The sequence below is a fragment of the Cryobacterium sp. BB307 genome (assembly GCF_012274275.1).
GTDB lineage: Bacteria > Actinomycetota > Actinomycetes > Actinomycetales > Microbacteriaceae > Terrimesophilobacter.
The window spans coordinates 1,243,531-1,260,297 of sequence record NZ_JAANZA010000001.1 but is presented as its reverse complement, the minus strand read 5'-3'; the positions used below and the strand labels follow the sequence as shown (position 1 = coordinate 1,260,297).

Genomic DNA, 16,767 nt, shown 5'->3' with positions numbered 1-16,767 from the left:
CGTTCGCCCTTCTTCGCACGCCGCGACTCACCCGGTATACGGTACCGGACGCCGAGCATCCGAGAGTTCTGCCGCGCTTTGCATCGGAATGGTCTCAGATTCGCGTTTTCTTCGTGCGCGGGCGTTAGTCTGGGCGGCTGCCGACACGCACGAGCCAAGGAGCACGGCCGATGACCGAGTTCACCATCGACGACCTGCACATCCCTCAGTCGATCGACGCCCCGGATGCGCTGGACTTCATCGAGATGACCACCGTGCGCAACGACATCGAGGCTGAGATCGTCGGCAACTACGACCTCGCCTACTCCGCGGCCGAACTGCTGCCGCACTGGTTGGACCCGTACGACCCGAAGATCGCCTACGTCGCCCGGGTGGATGGACGCATCGTCGCGCGCGGCATCCTGAACTGGCGCATCGAGGACGATGTTGACGAAGCGTGGCTCGAGATCGAGGTGCTCGCGGCGTTCCGCCGAGCCGGCATCGGGGCCGCGCTGTACGACCTGCTCGCGACGCGCGCCGCTGCCGAACGGCTTCGACCGTGGCAGTCCTACGTGCTGCACAAGGCCGCAGACGGCGAGACTCTCCCGTCGCCGACCGGCTTCGGCGCGGTGCCGCTTGCCGACCCCGGTACGCGCTTCTTGCTTGGCCGTGGGTACGAACTGCAGCAGGTCGAGCGCTTCAGTCGGCTTCCGCTCCCTCTGCCGACTAGATGGTTCGACGAGTTGGCGGAGCGCGTGCGGGTCGCCGCAGATGCCGGCTACCGGCTGGTGCGCTGGGTCGGCCGCACCCCGGAGGACCGGGTCGCGGATCTCGCGGTGCTGCACCAGCGGATGAGCACGGATGCGCCGAGCGGCGGGCTCGACTACGCCGAGGAGCAGTGGGACGAGACGCGCGTGCGCACCCTCGATGACCTGCGTGCCGCGAGCCCGCGCCTGATCCTGGTCACCGCGGTCGAGTACGTGCCGTCCGGCACGCTGGTGGCCTTCACCGAGTTGGAGGTGCCACTCGAGCGTGAGCGTGCCGTCTCACAGGCCGACACGTTGGTGTTGCGCGAACACCGCGGTCACGGGCTGGGCATGCTCGCCAAGTTGGCGAACCTGAAGTACCTCGAGGACACGCACCCAGGGCATCCGTCGGTCACGACCTTCAACGCCGAGGAGAACCGGCACATGCTCGCCGTGAACGAGGCCATCGGATTCATGCCGGTGGGCTACGGCGGCGGCTGGAAGCTCGACGTCACCCCTTGATGCCGCTCGAGGCGACCCCCTCGACGAACTGCTTCTGGCCGAAGAAGAACAGGATGATGATCGGCAGTGTGGTGATCACGCTTGCCGTGACCAGGATCTCCCAGTGCCACTCCCCGCCGAAGCCGAACTGGTCGACGAGAGCCTTGAGCCCTCGCGGAACAGTGAAGGTCGCCGTGTCGCGCAGGTAGATGAGACCGCGCATCAGGTCGGTCCACGCCGCCTCCGCCTCGAACAGGAGAACGACGGCGAGGGCGGGCTTCGTGAGCGGCACCGCGATGCGGGAGAAGATCTTCCAGTTGCTCGCGCCGTCCACCCGCGCAGCCTCGAACAGGTCGCGCGGCAGCGTCAGGAAGAACTGGCGCAGCAGGAAGATGTAGAACGCGCTGCCGAACAGGTTGCCTGCCCACAACGGGATCAGCGTTCCCGTGGCCCCCAGGCCGTTCCAGATCAGGAACGTCGGGATCAGCGTGACAGCTCCCGGCAGCATCATCGTGCCCAGCACGATGCCGAACAGCACGTTCCTGCCGCGGAACTGGAAGTAGGCGAAGCCCCACGCCACCATCGAGCTCGCGATGGTCACCGACACCGCGGCCAGCACCGTGACGATCACCGTGTTGACCAGCCACAGGGCAAGCGGCGCCTCCAGCCACACGTTGACGTAGTTCTCCAGCGTGAAGGTGTTCGGGATGAGCGCGTTGTCGAACACCTCACTGCGCGGCTTGAACGAGGCGCTCACCAGCCAGATGAACGGGTACAGGAAGATGACGCCGAACAGCACCAGCAGCGTGACGGTGAGCACCCGCTTCCATCCACGCTTCGACTTGCCGACCTTCGCGCTCTTGTCGACTGCGATGGCATCTGCGCTCGCGAGCGGCGGAGCGGTCACGCCGGGAACCCTCGCGGTCGTCGTCATCGCGAGCCCCCTTCGTAGTGCACGAGCCTGCGGGACACGATCACCTGGATGACTGTGATGATCATGATGATGAGGAACAGCAGCCAGGCGAGCGCCGACGCGTAGCCCATGTGCAGGAACTGGAACGCCTGCTGGAACAGGTAGATCACGTAGAACAAGGCTGCGTCGTTGCTATAGGTCGTGTTGCCTGAGCCGAAGAAAGCCGTGTACGCCTCGTCGAAGGTCTGGAACGCGCCGATCGTGTTGACGATGACTAGGAAGAAGAGCGTCGGGCTGATCATCGGCAGTGTCACGCTCTTGGTCTGCTGCCAGAAGCCGGCGCCGTCGATCCTGGCCGCCTCGTACAGGTCCTTCGGCACGTCGCGCAGCGCGGTGAGCAGGATGATGACGCTCGCCCCCACCGTCCACAGGCTCATGAGCACCAGCCCCGGCTTCACCCAGGCCGGATCCGTCGTCCACGACGGCCCGTTGATGCCGAACCAGCCGAGCACACTGTTGACCAGCCCGCTCTGGCCGTTGAACAGCAGCAGGAACAGCACGCCGACGGCCACCGGCGGTGTCATCTTCGGCAGGAAGAACACGGTGCGAAAGAACCCGGATGCACGGCCGGCCCGGTCCAGCAGCAGCGCAAGGGCGAGCGACAGCAGCATGTACGCCGGGACCTTCATCAGCGTGTACAGCAGGGTGTTGCCGAGTGCGAGCCGCACCTTCGGGTCCTCGATCATCCGCTGGTAGTTCTCGATGCCGACGAAGTCGGGTGAGTTGATGACGTCGTAGTTGGTCAGTGAGAGGTACGCGCTGTAGAAGATCGGCCACGCGGTGAAGATCAGGAAGCCGACGATCCACGGGCTGAGGAACAGGAGCGCCGCGATGACGTTCCTGCGCCTCGCCCGCCGACGGGCCGGGCGTTCGACCGACGGCCGGGTGTCGAGGGTGAGGGCGGACATCACTCCTCCATCGACGCCCAGGCCTCATCGAGGACTGACTGTGCCTCCTCCTGCGCAGCGTCGAGAGCCGTCTGCGGGTCGTCCTGACCGTTGAGCACCCGGTTGACGGCGTCCTGCCAGATGGTCTTGAACTCGGCATCGGCGGGGTTCGCCGGGAGGCTGAAGGTGTTGTCATTGGCCTCGTACATCGCCTCGACCCCTGAATCCCACGGCTCCCCGCCTGAGGTGACCATCTCGCGGATCTGGTCATCGGCGACCGCGTTGCCGGTGAGGACGCCGGTGAACGCCGTGCCCTCCTCATTGCGCAGGTCGAGTCGCGCCTGTGCCGCGGCGATCCAGCTGTCGACCTCCGTCATGACGCGAGCGAACCGGCAGCCGGCGGCCGGGTTGGAGCTGCCCGCCGGGATCGCCCAAGCCGAGCCGCTGGCGAACGCGAGCGGCTCGCCATCCGGTGTCCGGAAGGTGTCGAACGCCATCGGCGCATCCGGGGACACGTCGTTCAGGACGTTCAGGTACCACTGCTCCATCCACATCGAGCCGAGCACGTTGGTCGCGTACTGGTTGCCGCTTCCGAAGAAGTCGGCGGAGTCGCGATAGGCCTTAACCGCGCTGAAGCCGCCCTGCGCCTCATAGATGCCGACCGCGAACTCGAGCGCCTCGACAGCGCCAGGGTCGTTGAGGTTGGCGGTGCGGCCGTCCTCGCTCAGCAGGTCGACGCCGTTGGCCTTCGCCCACAGCGGGAAGAACTCCGGCAGCTTCGAGTCGACGCCGATGACCGACAGTCCGCCGTCGTTGACCACGAGCGCTTCAGCCGCAGCTGTGACAGCATCCCAGTCTGAGCCGTTGACGTCCTCGATCGTGAGTCCGGCATCCGTGAGCAGGCTCTCGTTAGCCATCGTCAGCTGAACGACGTTGAATTCCGGGATGCCGTAGACGCTGTCGTCAAAGGTGACCTGGTCGAGTGCCGACTCGACGAACTGGCTGGTGTCGATGCCCTCCCCTTCGATGCAGTTGTCGAGAGGGATGATCGCACCGCGCGCCGCGAGCGACCCGATCTGGTCGCGGTTGGCGTACAGCAGTTCGGGCGGGTCGCCGGCCGCGACGGAGGACAGGAACTGCTGCATGTCCAGGTCGCCCTCGATGAGGGTGACGTCGACCTCGCCGAGCGCGTCGACCGCGAGGTCGTAGCGCGTCTGGGCGATCTCGTCGCCCGCGCCGAAGCCCATGACGTTGAGCTCGCCGCTGAGCTCGGCCGACGGGTCGTACTCGGTGTCGTCGTCGGTGTTCTGCGTGCCGGTGCCGACAGCGCAGGATGTCAGCAGCAACGCGCTAGCTGCGGCGACGGCAAACGGGATTGACCTCTTCATTGTTTACTCCCTCGCGTGCTCGGGGTCGCTGGGGTGCGCCGACCGGCGCCGACTTTGCGCACAACGTACCCCGAACGAGGGTGGTGGGAAGAGAAACACAGGGTTCGTGAAGCGAATCTCAGGAATGAGTCAGAGAAGCGCTTCTCGCCCGTGGGCCGGTTTCGCGCGGGTCACCGCACGCGCTGGCAGTACGCGCAGAAGTGGCTGCCCCGATTCATGAAGGTTTCCCGTACGATCGGGCGGCCACAGCGGGCACACGGTTCTCCCTGGCGCCCATAGGCGTTGAGCGAGTGCGCGAAGTACCCGGCCTCGCCGTTGACGTTCAGGTACTGCCAGTCGAAGCTCGTCCCGCCCTCGACGAGCGCCTTGCCGAGCACCGAGCGCACCTCGTCGAGCAGCCGCTTCGCGCGTGGTCGGCTCAGGGTCGCCGTCGGCTGGTCGTAGTGGACCCGCGCTGCCCACAGCGCCTCGTCGGCGTAGATGTTGCCGATGCCGCTGATCAGTGTCTGATCCAGCAGAGCGCGCTTGATCCCGGTGCGGCGCATGGCGAGACGCCGGAAGAATTCACGATCGTCGAACAGCGGGTCGAGCGGGTCACGAGCGATGTGCGCGACGCTGCGCGGGACCCGCCCGCCACCGCCATCCGGAATCAGCTCGTCGATCGCCATCGACCCGAAGATGCGCTGATCGACGAAGTTCAGCCGCACCTGCCCCGCGACCGGATGCTTCAGGTCGAGCCGAATGCGCGTGAGCCGGTCGTCGGTGTCCCTATCGCGCACGAGCACCTGCCCGCTCATCCCGAGGTGCACCACCACGGCTTCTGAAAATGCAGGAGATCCGTCCGATTTCGGGCCGTTTGGTGACAGAGCGCCGTTTTCGGGCGGAATCTCCTGCGTTTTCAGTGGGAGCCAGAGGTACTTGCCGCGGCGGGAGGGCGCCGCCAGGCGCGCGCCGGTGAGCCGGTCGACGAAGTCCTCGGCAGGTCCCGGATGGCGGCGCAGCGAGCGCTCGTCGAGCACCGTGACCGCCGTCACCGTTGCGCCGGTGACCGCAGGTTGCAGGCCGAGGCGGACGACCTCGACTTCGGGGAGTTCCGGCACGTCAGGGAGCCTGCAGTGCGGTCCAGGCGTTCAGGGCCGCGTCCATCTCGGCGTGCTTCTTGCTGGTGCCTGAGCCGCTCGCGATCTCCTCGCGGCCGAGGGACACGGTGGCGAAGAACCGCTTCGAGTGGTCCGGTCCGCTGTCGGTGACCGTGTAGTGCGGGGTGCCGCGACCCAGTCCGGCGGCCAGTTCTTGCAAGCTCGTCTTGGGGTCCATCGCGGCACCGAAACGGTCAGGGTCATCCAGCAGCGGGATGATCAGCCGCAGCACCAGGTCGGTGGCGACGTCGCCGCCCGCACCGAGGTAGACCGCGCCGATGACCGCTTCGACCGTATCCGCCAGGATGGACGACTTCTCGCGCCCGCCGGTGAGTTCCTCGCCGCGCCCGAGGCGCAAGTGTGCCCCGAGGCCGATCGTGCGCGCGACCTCAGCCAGGGCGGCACTGCTGACGAGGCTTGCACGCCGCTTCGCCAGCGACCCCTCATCGAGGTCGGGGTAGCTGGTGTAGAGCCACACCGTCACCGCTTGGCCGAGGATCGAGTCGCCGAGGAACTCGAGCCGCTCGTTGTGGGCGATCCCGCCGTGTTCGTAGGCGTAGGAGCGGTGCGTGAGCGCGAGCACGAAAAGCTCGGGATCGATTTCGACCCCGAGCTGTTCCGCGAGCGCAATTCCGGTGGACTCGAGCTCGGCGTTGGTCACGCTGTCACCGCCCGCATCCGATTGCGAATCAGACGTCAGCGACCTTGCGGCCCTTGTACTCCATGTACAGAGGCGTGCCGGCCGAGTCCTCGACCACCTTCGCGCGGTGCGGAAGGCTGTAGACGACCTTGCCGCCCTCGATGGTCTTCACGAGCGTGGGCGGAGTCGCCTTCCACTGTGCGCGGCGCGCACGGGTGCTCGCGCGGGACATCTTGCGCTTGGGAACAGCCATTGCTTATCTCTCTTCTGTCTCGGCACCCGGTTTGGTGCCGGTCTCGCCTGGGTTTTGCGGTTCTCCGGCCAGCGCGGCGAGCGCAGACCAGCGAGGATCCGTTTGCTCTTCGTGCTTGTGGCCGGGTTCATCCAGCAAGCGCACCCCGCACTGTGGGCACAGGCCGGGGCAATCCGGCTGGCAGACCGGTTGGAACGGCAGTGAAAGCACCACCGCATCTCTGATCACCGGTTCAAGGTTCACGTGATCACCTTGAACTTCGTAATCAAAAGCTTCGTCGACAGAATACGCGAAAACCTCCTGGATATCGACTTCGACCTCTTGGCTGATGTCGATGAGGCAGCGCACGCACTCACCCCGCGCGGTGCTGTCGACCTCCGCGCTGACGAGGATCCCGTCGTGCAGCGACTCGAGCGTCGCCTTCACGCTGATCGGCTCGCCAGCCCGGACACCGATGACGGCGTTGGCGAGCTCATCCGGTGTCGTGATCTCGAGGTCGCGCTCGCGCTGCTCCCCCGGCCGGTGAATGAGGTCGCGCACATTGATGAGGTAGGGCGATGACGTCTTCTCCACGATCCCAGCCTACGTCGCTACGCGCTTTCGGCTGCTGTGAACGCCTCGTCGTAGAGGGCGAGGGCCTGCTCGACCTCGTCCGGCGTGACGATGCACGGCGGGACGACGTGGATGCGGTTCTCCGCGGTGAACGCCAGCAGGCCGCGGCGCTGCAGGTCGGCCTTGAGCCCACCGATGACGGATGCCGGCACCGGCTCGCGCGTGTTGCGATCGGTGACCAGGTCCAGCGCCCAGAACACGCCGACGCCGCGGACCTCGCCGATCATCGGATGCTTCTCCTGCAGCTTCCTCAGGCCCGGACCGAGGTGCTGCTCGCCGATCATCCTGGCGTTGTCGACGATGCCCTCCGATTCCATCGCGTCCAGCGCGCCGACGATCGCGGCCATCGCCAGCGGGTGGCCGGAGTAGGTGAGCCCGCCGGGGAAGACCCGGTCATTGAACGCGGCCGCGATCTCGTCGGAGATGATCACACCGCCGGCCGGGACGTACCCGGAGTTGACCCCCTTGGCGAAGGTGATCAGGTCGGGCACGACGTCGAAGTCGTCGAGCGCGAGCCAGCGGCCGGTGCGGCCGAAGCCCGCCATGACCTCGTCCAGGATCAACTTGATCCCGTACTTGTCGGCCAGCGCACGCACGCCAGCCAGGTATCCGGGAGGCGGCACCAGGATGCCGGCGGTGCCAGGCACGGTCTCCAGCAGGATCGCGGCAATCCCGTCCGCCCCCTCTGACTGGATGACCCGCTCGAGGTGACGCAGCGCACGCTCCGACTCCTGCTCGTGCGTCTCGGCCCAGAACTCGCTGCGGTACAGGAACGGGCCGAAGAAGTGGACGTGGCCGCGCGCGTACTCGTTCGGCATCCGCCGCCAGTCGCCGGTCGCGACGATCGCCGCGCCGGTGTTGCCGTGGTACGAGCGGTACGTGGTCAGCACTTTGTCGCGACCGGTGGTCAATCGCGCCATCCGGATCGCGTTCTCGATCGCATCCGCACCGCCGTTGGTGAAGAACACCTTCGAGAAGCCAGCCGGCGCGTGCGACAGGATGCGCTCGGCCGCCTCGCCGCGGGCGAGGTTGGCGTGGGACGGCGCGACGGTCGCGAGAGTCTCGGCCTGCCGGGTGATCGCCTCGACGACGGCCGGATGCTGGTGGCCGATGTTGGTGTTGACGAGCTGGCTCGAGAAGTCCAGGTACTCGTTGCCGTCGTAATCCCACACCGTGCATCCGCTGCCGCCAGCGACGACGAACGGGTTGAGCGAGCCCTGAGCCGACCAGGAATGGAACACGTGCGAGCGGTCCAGGTCGTAGGTGCGCTTCCCATCTGCGGTGTTCAGCGGGGTCTGGTCGATGCTGGTCATCAATTGGTCCTTCGTTGGAGCTTGTGAAGACGAGGTGAACCCCTCGGGACTCACTCTAGAGCCAGTCCCGAGGGGCCAGGAAGTTACCTAGTTGCCGCCCTCCTCCAGCGTCACCTGAATCGGGCTGAAGCCCTCACCGGTGAGGTCGAGTCCCTCGCCTTCGAGCTCTTGGTGTGCCCGCTCGATGTACTCGTTCGTCCACGCGGTGGCCGGCGGTTCCTCGGTGATCAGGCGTGCACCGGTCTCGTTGACGGCGCTGAGCGCGGCCTCGACCGTCCGGTTGAACGCCTCCTCGTCGATGAAGCCGATGCCGTTCTCCGCGGGCCAGATGAGCTTGTTGGTCTCGTTGACCATCCACAGCTCGTGGCTCGGACCCCAGTTGGAGCCCGCGGCGAGAGTGATCGCTGATGCGTCCTCCGGGTTCTCGGCCGCGAAGATCCAACCCTTGATCACGGCCTTCAGGAACGCGACGGTGGTGTCCTGGTACTCCTCGTCGTTCTCGAGCCGCTCGGTGTCGGCCCAGATGGCGTCCTGCAGCATGGCGCCGACGGTGTCCTCGTAGCTGATGACGTTGAAATCGTCCTCGGTGTACTGCTCACCGGTGTCCGGATTCACCGACTCCAGCAGTTGGGCGTACTCGTTGTACGTCATCGCCTGCGCGGCGTCGATGTCACCAGAGAGGAACGCGTTCATATTGAAGTCCTGCGTGATGATCTCAACGGTCGAGGAGTCAAGACCCTCCTCGGCCATCGCTGCGAAGATCTCCCACTCGTTGCCGAAGCCCCACGAGCCGATCTTGCGGCCTTCGAAGTCTGCGACGGAGTCGATGCCGGAGTCCGCCCAGGAGACCTGCAGCGTCCCGGAGCGCTGGAAGATCTGAGCGATGTTGGTGACGTTGGCGCCGGCTTCGATCGATCCGAGCACCTTCGGCACCCAGGCGATCGCGTAGTCGACGTCGCCGTTGGCGAGCGCGTCCTGCGGCACGATGTCACCGCCAGACGGGATGATCTCGACCGAAAGCCCCTCATCCTCGAAGTAGCCCTGGTCCTGCGCGGCGAAGTAGCCGGCGAACTGCCCCTGTGGCAGCCACTGCAATTGCAGCTTCACCTCGGTGAGTTCGCCGTCGCCGTTGCCGTCCGTTTCGCCGCCGGTTCCGGTGCATGCGGACAGGATGAGCGCTGCGGAGAGCCCCGCAGCCCCGATCGCCGCTATGCGGCGCGTGCTGTGCTTCATCTTTCATCCCTTTCCCTGAGAAGTTCCTTGCGTGATTGGCGGTGGTTCTGGCTTGTGGTTATAGCGGTACGGGCGCGCGGCGACCTGTCGCCCAGCGTTCGATCGCGAGGGTGACGAGGAAGAACGCGAGCCCGAGGATGATGGATGCGACGACGTACGCCCACGCGCGCGGGTAGGCGCTCGAGGCGGCGGACGTCGCGATGAGCCCGCCGAGTCCTCCGCGCGGGCCGCCGAAGTACTCGGCGACGAGCGCCGAGATCACCGCGAGTGACGCCGCGAGCCGGATGCCCGTGAAGACGAACGGGATCGCAGTCGGCAAGGTCAGAGTGCGCATCACCTGCACCCCGGAAGCCGCGTACGCCCGCATCAGGTCGCGGTGCACTGGCCGCGTCTGCCGCAGGCCGCGGACGGTATTGATGAACACGGGCACGAACGACGCGAGAGCCGCAATGGCCTGCCGCCCGAATTGCGAGTCCGCACCGAACATGGTGTTCAGCACCGGTGCGAGCGCGACGATCGGGATGACGGCCAGCGCCGCGACGATCGGCTCAACCATCCAGTCGATGACCCTGAGCGCGACCGCGAGCAGCGCGAGCAGTATCCCGAACACCGAGCCGATGATGAGCCCGATGAGGGAGTTCAGTCCGGTGATCCCGGACGCGGAGACCATGCTTGGGGCGAACTCGACGATCTGCTCGCCGATCGCGGCGGGGCTCGGCAGCAGGTACGCCTCGACCAGGCCGCTGCCTGCGAGGAGCTGCCACGCGATGACCACGACCGCGCCGAGCACGACCGGTGCGAGAATCCGCACCGATCCGTCGCGCAGCGACCGGTTCATCGTGTCTCCACCCCCTTGGGGATCGGGGCGCCGCCATGCAGCACCTCTCGCACTGCCGTGATCATCTCGAAGTATGCTGCGTCCTCCCGGATGTCGTCGCTGCGACTCGACGGGGAGCCGAGCTGCATCGGCACGATCCCATCGATGCGCCCAGGGCGCGGCGACATCACCACGACACGGTCGGAGAGGTACACGGCCTCGGGGATCGAGTGCGTCACGAAGACCACCGCCGCGCGTGTCTCGGCGCTGATACGCAACAGCTCGGTCTGCAGGTACTCGCGGGTCATCTCGTCGAGCGCCCCGAACGGCTCGTCCATGAGCAGCAGGTTCGGCTTCTCGGCGAGCGCACGGGCGATCGCGACGCGCTGTTGCATGCCGCCGGAGAGCTGGTCTGGGTACTTCTCGCCGAAGTCGCCGAGTCCGACGAGCTCGATCAGCTCTGCTACGCGCGCCCGCCTCTCGGCCGCACCGACTTTGTGCAGTTCGAGCGGCAGCGCGATGTTGTCCTCGACGGTCCTCCACGGCAGCAGCGCCGCCTGTTGGAAGGCGATGCCGTAATCCTGGTCGACTCGAGCCCTCCTTGCGGCTTTGCCGAAGACGCGGATCTCTCCTACCGTCGGCTCGTCGAGGTCGGCGATGAGTCTCAGCAGGGTGCTCTTCCCGCAGCCGGATGGCCCGATGAGCGAGACGAACTCCCCTGCGCTGACCGTCATGTCGATGCCGTCGAGCGCGCGGACCTCCCCCTTCCCGGTCGAGAAGACCTTGTCGACGCCCGTCACTGTGACGGCGTCGGCGGGTCGGGTGGGAGCCTTCTCGATCATGCGGTTACCTCCGAGCGTCGGTACTTTCTGAGAATCAGGCCGAGTAGCGCGACGGAGCCGGCCGCGACCAGACCAAGCACGATGGCACCGAAGATGGGGGCCCAAGCCTTCGCCGGGTCCCCGGACGCTTGCCCGGCGTAGGTGATCAGCAGTCGGCCGATGCCGCCCTGCAAACCGGTGGAGACCTCCGCGACGATCGCCCCGACGACGGCGCTGGCTGCGGCGAGCCGCAGCGCCGGCAGCAGATAGGGCACCGCGGCCGGCAGCCGCAGCTTCACAAGCGTCTGCCACCATCCGGATGCGTAGGTCCGCATGAGCTCGATGTGCAGCCGATCGGGCGAGTGCAAGCCCTTCAGCGCGCCCACCGCGATCGGGAAGAAAGCGAGGTAGGACGCAATGAGGGCGACCGACATCCAGTCCTCCCACTCGAACGCGCCGATCTCGATTCGCGAGCCCCAGCTGCGCACGACCGGAGCGAACGCGATGAGCGGAATCGTCTGGCTGAGGATGATCCACGGCAGGATCGACCACTCGGCGGGCTTCCACCGCTGCATGATGAGGGCGAAGCCGATGCCGACCACGAGGCCGACGAGCCAGCCGACCGCGGCGATACCGAGCGTCAGGGTCGCCGCGATCGCCACCTCGAGCCACAGCGGCCGCGCGGTTGCGGCGCTCGTCACGGGTTCGAAGAGCCGGGAGAACATGTCCCACACGTGCGGCATGGCAAGGTCGCTCGTGCGCGGCAGTACCCGGGTGCCGGCGATCACGAACCCGTCGGCCGGGCCGAGCAGCTTGTAGCCCTCCCAGACAAGCGCAACGATCACCAGCCCGAGCAGCCCGAACAGCCAGCGCTTGACCTGTGTCCCCTTGCGCCTGGCGCGCGTGCTGCGCGCCAGGGATACGGATGACATTGTCTAGCCCTTCGCGATGATCGGGTCGGTAAGTGCGGGGATCACGGTCTCCCCGTAAACGCGGAGCGTCTCCTCCTTGTTGTCGTGCTGCAGGTAGCCGGCGAACTGGTCGACGCCGATCGCCTTCAGCTCCTCGAGCTTCGCGATGTGGTCGGCGGCCGTCCCGAGCAGGCAGAAGCGGTCGACGATCTCGTCCGGCACGAACTGCGTGTGCACGTTCCCCGCACGCCCGTGCTCGTTGTAGTCGTACTCCTCGCGACCCTTGATGTAGTCGGTCAGCGCCTGCGGGACGACGTGTGAGCCTTCCCCTTCTGTGCCGTACTTGGCCACGATGTCGGCGACGTGGTTTCCGACCATCCCACCGAACCAGCGGGTCTGGTCCCGCATGTGCTCCCAGTCGTCACCGATGTACATCGGCGCCGCGACGCAGAACTTCACGCTCAGCGGATCACGCCCGGCCGCCTCTGCGGCGTCCCGCACGGCCTTGATCATCCACTTGGCGATATCGACGTCGGCAAGCTGCAGTATGAAGCCGTCGCCGACCTCACCTGCAAGCTTCAGCGCGAGCGGACCGTAGGCTGCCACCCAGACGTCCAGCCTGGAGCTGCGACTCCATGGGAACTGCAGATGGGCGTCGTTGTACTCGACGCTCCGGCTGTTCGCGAGCTCGCGGATGACGTGCACCGCTTCGCGCAGCGTCTTCAGCGTCGTCGGCGCGCCGTTTGTGACGCGCACGGCGGAGTCGCCGCGGCCGATGCCGCAGATGGTGCGGTTGCCGTACATCTCATTGAGTGTCGCGAAGATGGATGCGGTGACCGTCCAGTCGCGCGTGGCCGGGTTGGTGACCATCGGGCCGACGATCACCCGGTGCGTCTCGTCGAGGATCTTGCTGTAGATGACGTACGGCTCCTGCCACAGCAGGTGCGAGTCGAACGTCCACACGTGGCTGAACCCGTACTGTTCCGCGAGTTTCGCAAGGTGCACGGTTCGCGCCGCGGGCGGGTTGGTCTGGAGTACAGCTCCGAAGTCCATGGCGCGCCTCAGCTCAGGTACTGGGTCAGGCCACGCTTGATGTACTGCCCGTCGCCCTTGCGCCCGAGGTACTCGTCGCCGTCGACGATCACCCGGCCGCGGGAGAGCACCGTGTCGACGTGGCCGTCGATCTCGAAGCCCTCATAGGCGGAGTAGTCCATGTTCATGTGGTGGGTCTTGCCCAGGCCGATGGAGGTGTGCCCGTTCGGGTCGTAGATTACGACGTCAGCGTCGGCTCCGGGCTGGATGACGCCCTTCTTGCCGTACATTCCGAACATCCGGGCGGGCGTCGTGGAGGTCAGCTCGACCCAGCGGGCCAGCGAGATCTGCCCGTCGACCACTCCCTGGTACATCAGGTCCATGCGGTGCTCGACCCCGCCGATGCCGTTCGGGATCTTGGAGAAGTCTCCCTTGCCCATCTCCTTCTGGTCCTTCATGCAGAACGGGCAGTGGTCGGTGGAGACCATCTGCAGGTCATTGGTGCGCAGGCTATGCCACATGTGGTTCTGGTGGCCCTCCTCGCGGGATCGCAGCGGCGTCGAGCACACCCACTTGGCACCCTCGAACCCTGGCGCGCCGAGCTGCTCCTCGAGCGACAGGTACAGGTATTGCGGGCAGGTCTCGCCGAAGACGTTGAGACCACGATCGCGTGCTGCCGCGATCTGCTCGACCGCCTGCTTCGCGGAGACGTGCACCACGTACAGCGGTGCGCCGGTGAGGTCGGCGATCATGATGGCGCGGTGCGTCGCCTCTTCCTCCGCCTGCCATGGCCTGGTGAGCCCGTGGTAGTACGGCGAAGTGTTGCCCGCCTCGATCGCCTGCCGCACGAGCACGTCGATGACGGCGCCGTTCTCGGCGTGCATCATCATCATCGCGCCGTTCTGGGCGCCCTTCTGGAACGCGCGCAGGATCTGCCCGTCGTCCGAGAGGAACACGCCCTTGTAGGCCATGAACAGCTTGAAGCTGGTCACTCCCTCGTCGATGAGCTCGTCCATCGCGGTGAGGGACGACTCCTGCACATCAGACAGGATCTGGTGGAACCCGTAGTCGATCGCACAGTTCCCGCCGGCCTTCTCGTGCCACGCGTTGTACTGGTCGATGATGTTCTGATCCGGGTACTGCACGATGAAGTCGACGATGCTGGTTGTCCCGCCGTGCGCCGCCGCCCTGGTCCCGGTTTCGAAGGTGTCGCTCGCGAACGTGCCGCCGAATGGCATCTCCATGTGGGTGTGCGCGTCGATGCCGCCGGGGATCACGTACTTGCCGGCCGCGTCGATCACCGTGTCGACGTTGCCTTCGATGTCGAAGCCGAGCAGCCTCGACCCCGGCTCGAGCACCGCGGCGATCGTTTCGCCGTCGATGAGCACGTCGGCGACCGCGGTGCCGGTGGCGTTGACGACTGTTCCGTTCTTGATGAGGGTCTTCAAGTGTGATCGCCTCCCGTTACGGCTTCGGAATCGACTGATAGGACTCCGGGCGACGGTCGCGGTAGAACTGCCAGTTGTTGCGCACCTGGCGGATCATGTCGAGGTCGAGGTCGCGGATGACGACCTCTTCGTTCTCGTTGCTGCCGTACTCGCCCACCAGGTTGCCCTGCGGGTCGACGAACTGGCTCGAGCCGTAGAAGGTGACCGCGAGGTCCCCGTACTCGTTGTCCTCGGTGCCGACGCGGTTCGGAGCAGCCACGTAGTAGCCGTTGGCTGCTGCGGCGGCGGGCTGTTCGATCTCCCACAGCCGGTTGGAGAGCCCGGGCTTCGTCGCGTTCGGGTTGAAGACGATCTGCGCGCCGTTCAGGCCGAGTTCGCGCCAGCCCTCGGGGAAGTGACGGTCGTAGCAGATGTACACACCAATCGGACCGACCGAGGTGTTGAAGACCGGGTAGCCAAGGTTGCCAGGACGGAAGTAGAACTTCTCCCAGAACTTCTCAAGGTGCGGGATGTGGTGCTTGCGGTACTTGCCGAGGATCGTCCCGTCTGAATCGACGACGACGGCGGTGTTGTAGTACACGCCCGGCTGGTCCTCCTCGTAGATTGGGAGCACCATGACCATCCCCAGCTCCTTCGCGAGCGCTGCGAAACGCTGCACGACCGGTCCATCCGCGGGCTCCGCGTACTCGTAGTACTTCGGATCCTCGGTGATCCCGAAGTACGGACCGTAGAAGAGCTCCTGGAAGCAGATGATCTTCGCACCTTCTGCTGCTGCCTGCCGGGCGAACTGCTCGTGCTTGTCGAGCATCGACTCTTTATCGCCGGTCCAGGTGGTCTGGGTGATTGCCGCACGTACGACTGCCAATTGTTCCTCCGCTCGATTGCCCACTCCGTTGGGGGTGCGCGAGTTTGTGGTTGGCGCAAACCTACCGGTGAATGCGGCCGTTGTGAACGGTAATCTTCGCTAGATTTGGAGCGGACCCTCGCACCGGATCTGGTGCGGTGAGTTTTCCCCGTGAGTTGGGGCGGCAGGTCCTCGGTCGGCACGCTTGAGCCGCCATCCTTGTGCCGTTCCCTTCGACTCCGTGAGGCTCTCATGCCCCGTCTTATCAGCCCGTTCGCCGGACTGTGCGCCCTCGCCATCCTCGCCCTCGCCGGTTGCTCGAGTTCCGTCACGCCGGTCGCGCCGGCACCAGCAGCACCCGAAACGATCGACAACTGCGGCTTCACGTTCGAGGTGGGTGAGCCGCCTGAGCGCATTATCACGATCAAGTCGACCACGACCGAACTGCTGCTCGCCCTCGGGCTTCACAGCCGCATCCTCGGCATGGCGTTCCAGGATGGCCCGGTGCCCGCCGGGTGGCGGGCCACGGCCGCGGACATCCCGGTCATCAGCGACGGGGTCCCGAGCCAGGAAGCAGTGCTCGACCTCGAGCCGGATTTCGTGTTCGCCGGCTGGGAATCGAACCTGACCGCGGACGCCGCCGGTGACCGCACGGTGCTGGCCGGGCTCGGCGTCGGCAGTTATGTGCCGCCGTCGGCGTGCAAGGCCGAGGGTTACCAACCGCCCCGAATGACCTTCGACGTGCTCTTCGACGAGTTCGAGGAAGCCGGAGTCGTCTTCGGTGCCGAGGCCGCCGCGACCGAACTCATCGCAGAGCAGCGCGACGCCCTCGATCAGCTCGAACCGTCGACGGCGGGGCTGACCGCGCTGTGGTACTCCTCCGGCAAGGACACCCCGTACGTCGGCGCGGGCATCGGGGCGCCGGAGATGATGCTCGATGCGGCGGGGCTCACAAACATCGTGAAGGCTGACGACACCTGGGTGTCGATCGGCTGGGAGTCGGTGATCGAGGCGAACCCGGACGTGATCGTGCTGGTTGATGCGGCGTGGAACACCGCAGCATCCAAGGTCGACTACCTCAAGGCGAACGCGGCGACGGCGGCGCTCGATGCCGTGCAGAACGACCGGTTCATCATCGTCCCGTTCGCCGCGGGCGAGGCCGGGGTGCGAAACGTGCAGGCGGTCGGAAGCATCCTCGAGCAGCTCGACAAGCTCGGGCTCGAGTAAAGG

The 16,767-nt window shown here is 66.1% G+C and carries 17 protein-coding genes; 2 read left to right on the top strand and 15 right to left on the bottom strand.

The features are described from left to right. Positions 1-170 precede the first annotated feature (170 nt). On the top strand, positions 171-1,247 hold the full coding sequence (locus tag HGK58_RS06165; protein ID WP_168626605.1) for a GNAT family N-acetyltransferase: 1,077 nt from the start codon (positions 171-173) through the stop codon (positions 1,245-1,247). Here HGK58_RS06165 and HGK58_RS06160 read toward each other — a convergent pair. From HGK58_RS06160 to HGK58_RS06090, 15 genes are all read right to left on the bottom strand, one after another. Further along, entirely contained in the window at positions 1,237-2,160 is a 924-nt protein-coding gene (locus tag HGK58_RS06160; protein WP_168626603.1) for a carbohydrate ABC transporter permease, read from the bottom strand. The two genes, HGK58_RS06165 and HGK58_RS06160, sit on opposite strands and share 11 nt — an antisense overlap. Beyond that, on the bottom strand, positions 2,157-3,107 hold the full coding sequence (locus HGK58_RS06155; RefSeq protein WP_168626602.1) for a sugar ABC transporter permease: 951 nt from the start codon (positions 3,105-3,107) through the stop codon (positions 2,157-2,159). The genes HGK58_RS06160 and HGK58_RS06155 overlap by 4 nt, the downstream gene beginning before the upstream one ends. Beyond that, positions 3,107-4,474: an extracellular solute-binding protein gene (locus HGK58_RS06150; RefSeq protein ID WP_168626600.1), complete on the bottom strand. Its 1,368-nt coding sequence runs from the start codon at positions 4,472-4,474 to the stop codon at positions 3,107-3,109. Before HGK58_RS06150 ends, HGK58_RS06155 begins: the two co-directional genes overlap by 1 nt. Before the next feature lie 170 nt (positions 4,475-4,644). Beyond that, the gene (gene mutM, locus HGK58_RS06145; protein WP_168626599.1) at positions 4,645-5,574 is read right to left on the bottom strand and encodes a bifunctional DNA-formamidopyrimidine glycosylase/DNA-(apurinic or apyrimidinic site) lyase; all 930 of its coding nucleotides are present in this window, start codon (positions 5,572-5,574) and stop codon (positions 4,645-4,647) included. 1 nt (position 5,575) lies between these two features. Beyond that, positions 5,576-6,274 (bottom strand): ribonuclease III, encoded by a 699-nt coding sequence (gene rnc / locus HGK58_RS06140; protein WP_168626598.1) that lies wholly within the window; start codon positions 6,272-6,274, stop codon positions 5,576-5,578. A 28-nt stretch (positions 6,275-6,302) separates the two neighbouring features. Beyond that, positions 6,303-6,506, bottom strand: coding sequence for a 50S ribosomal protein L32 (rpmF, locus tag HGK58_RS06135; RefSeq protein ID WP_108517177.1), 204 nt, complete (start codon positions 6,504-6,506; stop codon positions 6,303-6,305). Between the two features lie 3 nt (positions 6,507-6,509). Continuing rightward, positions 6,510-7,079, bottom strand: coding sequence for a DUF177 domain-containing protein (locus tag HGK58_RS06130; RefSeq protein ID WP_349236143.1), 570 nt, complete (start codon positions 7,077-7,079; stop codon positions 6,510-6,512). 17 nt (positions 7,080-7,096) lie between these two features. Further along, positions 7,097-8,431 carry an aspartate aminotransferase family protein gene (locus tag HGK58_RS06125; protein ID WP_168626597.1) on the bottom strand — a complete coding sequence of 445 codons (1,335 nt, stop codon included), beginning with the start codon at positions 8,429-8,431 and terminating at the stop codon, positions 7,097-7,099. Between the two features lie 87 nt (positions 8,432-8,518). Then, positions 8,519-9,664 (bottom strand): ABC transporter substrate-binding protein, encoded by a 1,146-nt coding sequence (locus HGK58_RS06120; RefSeq protein ID WP_168626596.1) that lies wholly within the window; start codon positions 9,662-9,664, stop codon positions 8,519-8,521. Between the two features lie 58 nt (positions 9,665-9,722). Next, complete coding sequence (locus HGK58_RS06115; protein WP_168626594.1) at positions 9,723-10,502, bottom strand: ABC transporter permease subunit; 780 nt, start codon at positions 10,500-10,502, stop codon at positions 9,723-9,725. Continuing rightward, on the bottom strand, positions 10,499-11,323 hold the full coding sequence (locus tag HGK58_RS06110) for an ABC transporter ATP-binding protein (RefSeq protein ID WP_168626593.1): 825 nt from the start codon (positions 11,321-11,323) through the stop codon (positions 10,499-10,501). Before HGK58_RS06110 ends, HGK58_RS06115 begins: the two co-directional genes overlap by 4 nt. Next, the gene (locus HGK58_RS06105; protein WP_168626591.1) at positions 11,320-12,234 is read right to left on the bottom strand and encodes an ABC transporter permease subunit; all 915 of its coding nucleotides are present in this window, start codon (positions 12,232-12,234) and stop codon (positions 11,320-11,322) included. Before HGK58_RS06105 ends, HGK58_RS06110 begins: the two co-directional genes overlap by 4 nt. Before the next feature lie 3 nt (positions 12,235-12,237). Next, the gene (locus HGK58_RS06100) at positions 12,238-13,266 is read right to left on the bottom strand and encodes a TIGR03842 family LLM class F420-dependent oxidoreductase (RefSeq protein WP_168626590.1); all 1,029 of its coding nucleotides are present in this window, start codon (positions 13,264-13,266) and stop codon (positions 12,238-12,240) included. Positions 13,267-13,274: 8 nt separating this feature from the next. After that, a complete protein-coding gene (hydA, locus tag HGK58_RS06095) occupies positions 13,275-14,693 on the bottom strand; it encodes a dihydropyrimidinase (RefSeq protein ID WP_168626589.1) in 1,419 nt (472 codons plus the stop codon). Between the two features lie 16 nt (positions 14,694-14,709). Beyond that, the gene (locus HGK58_RS06090) at positions 14,710-15,558 is read right to left on the bottom strand and encodes a nitrilase-related carbon-nitrogen hydrolase (protein ID WP_168626588.1); all 849 of its coding nucleotides are present in this window, start codon (positions 15,556-15,558) and stop codon (positions 14,710-14,712) included. 231 nt (positions 15,559-15,789) lie between these two features. Between HGK58_RS06090 and HGK58_RS06085 the strand changes: the two genes are divergently transcribed. Next, on the top strand, positions 15,790-16,764 hold the full coding sequence (locus HGK58_RS06085; protein ID WP_168626587.1) for a putative F420-0 ABC transporter substrate-binding protein: 975 nt from the start codon (positions 15,790-15,792) through the stop codon (positions 16,762-16,764). Positions 16,765-16,767: the final 3 nt, after the last annotated feature.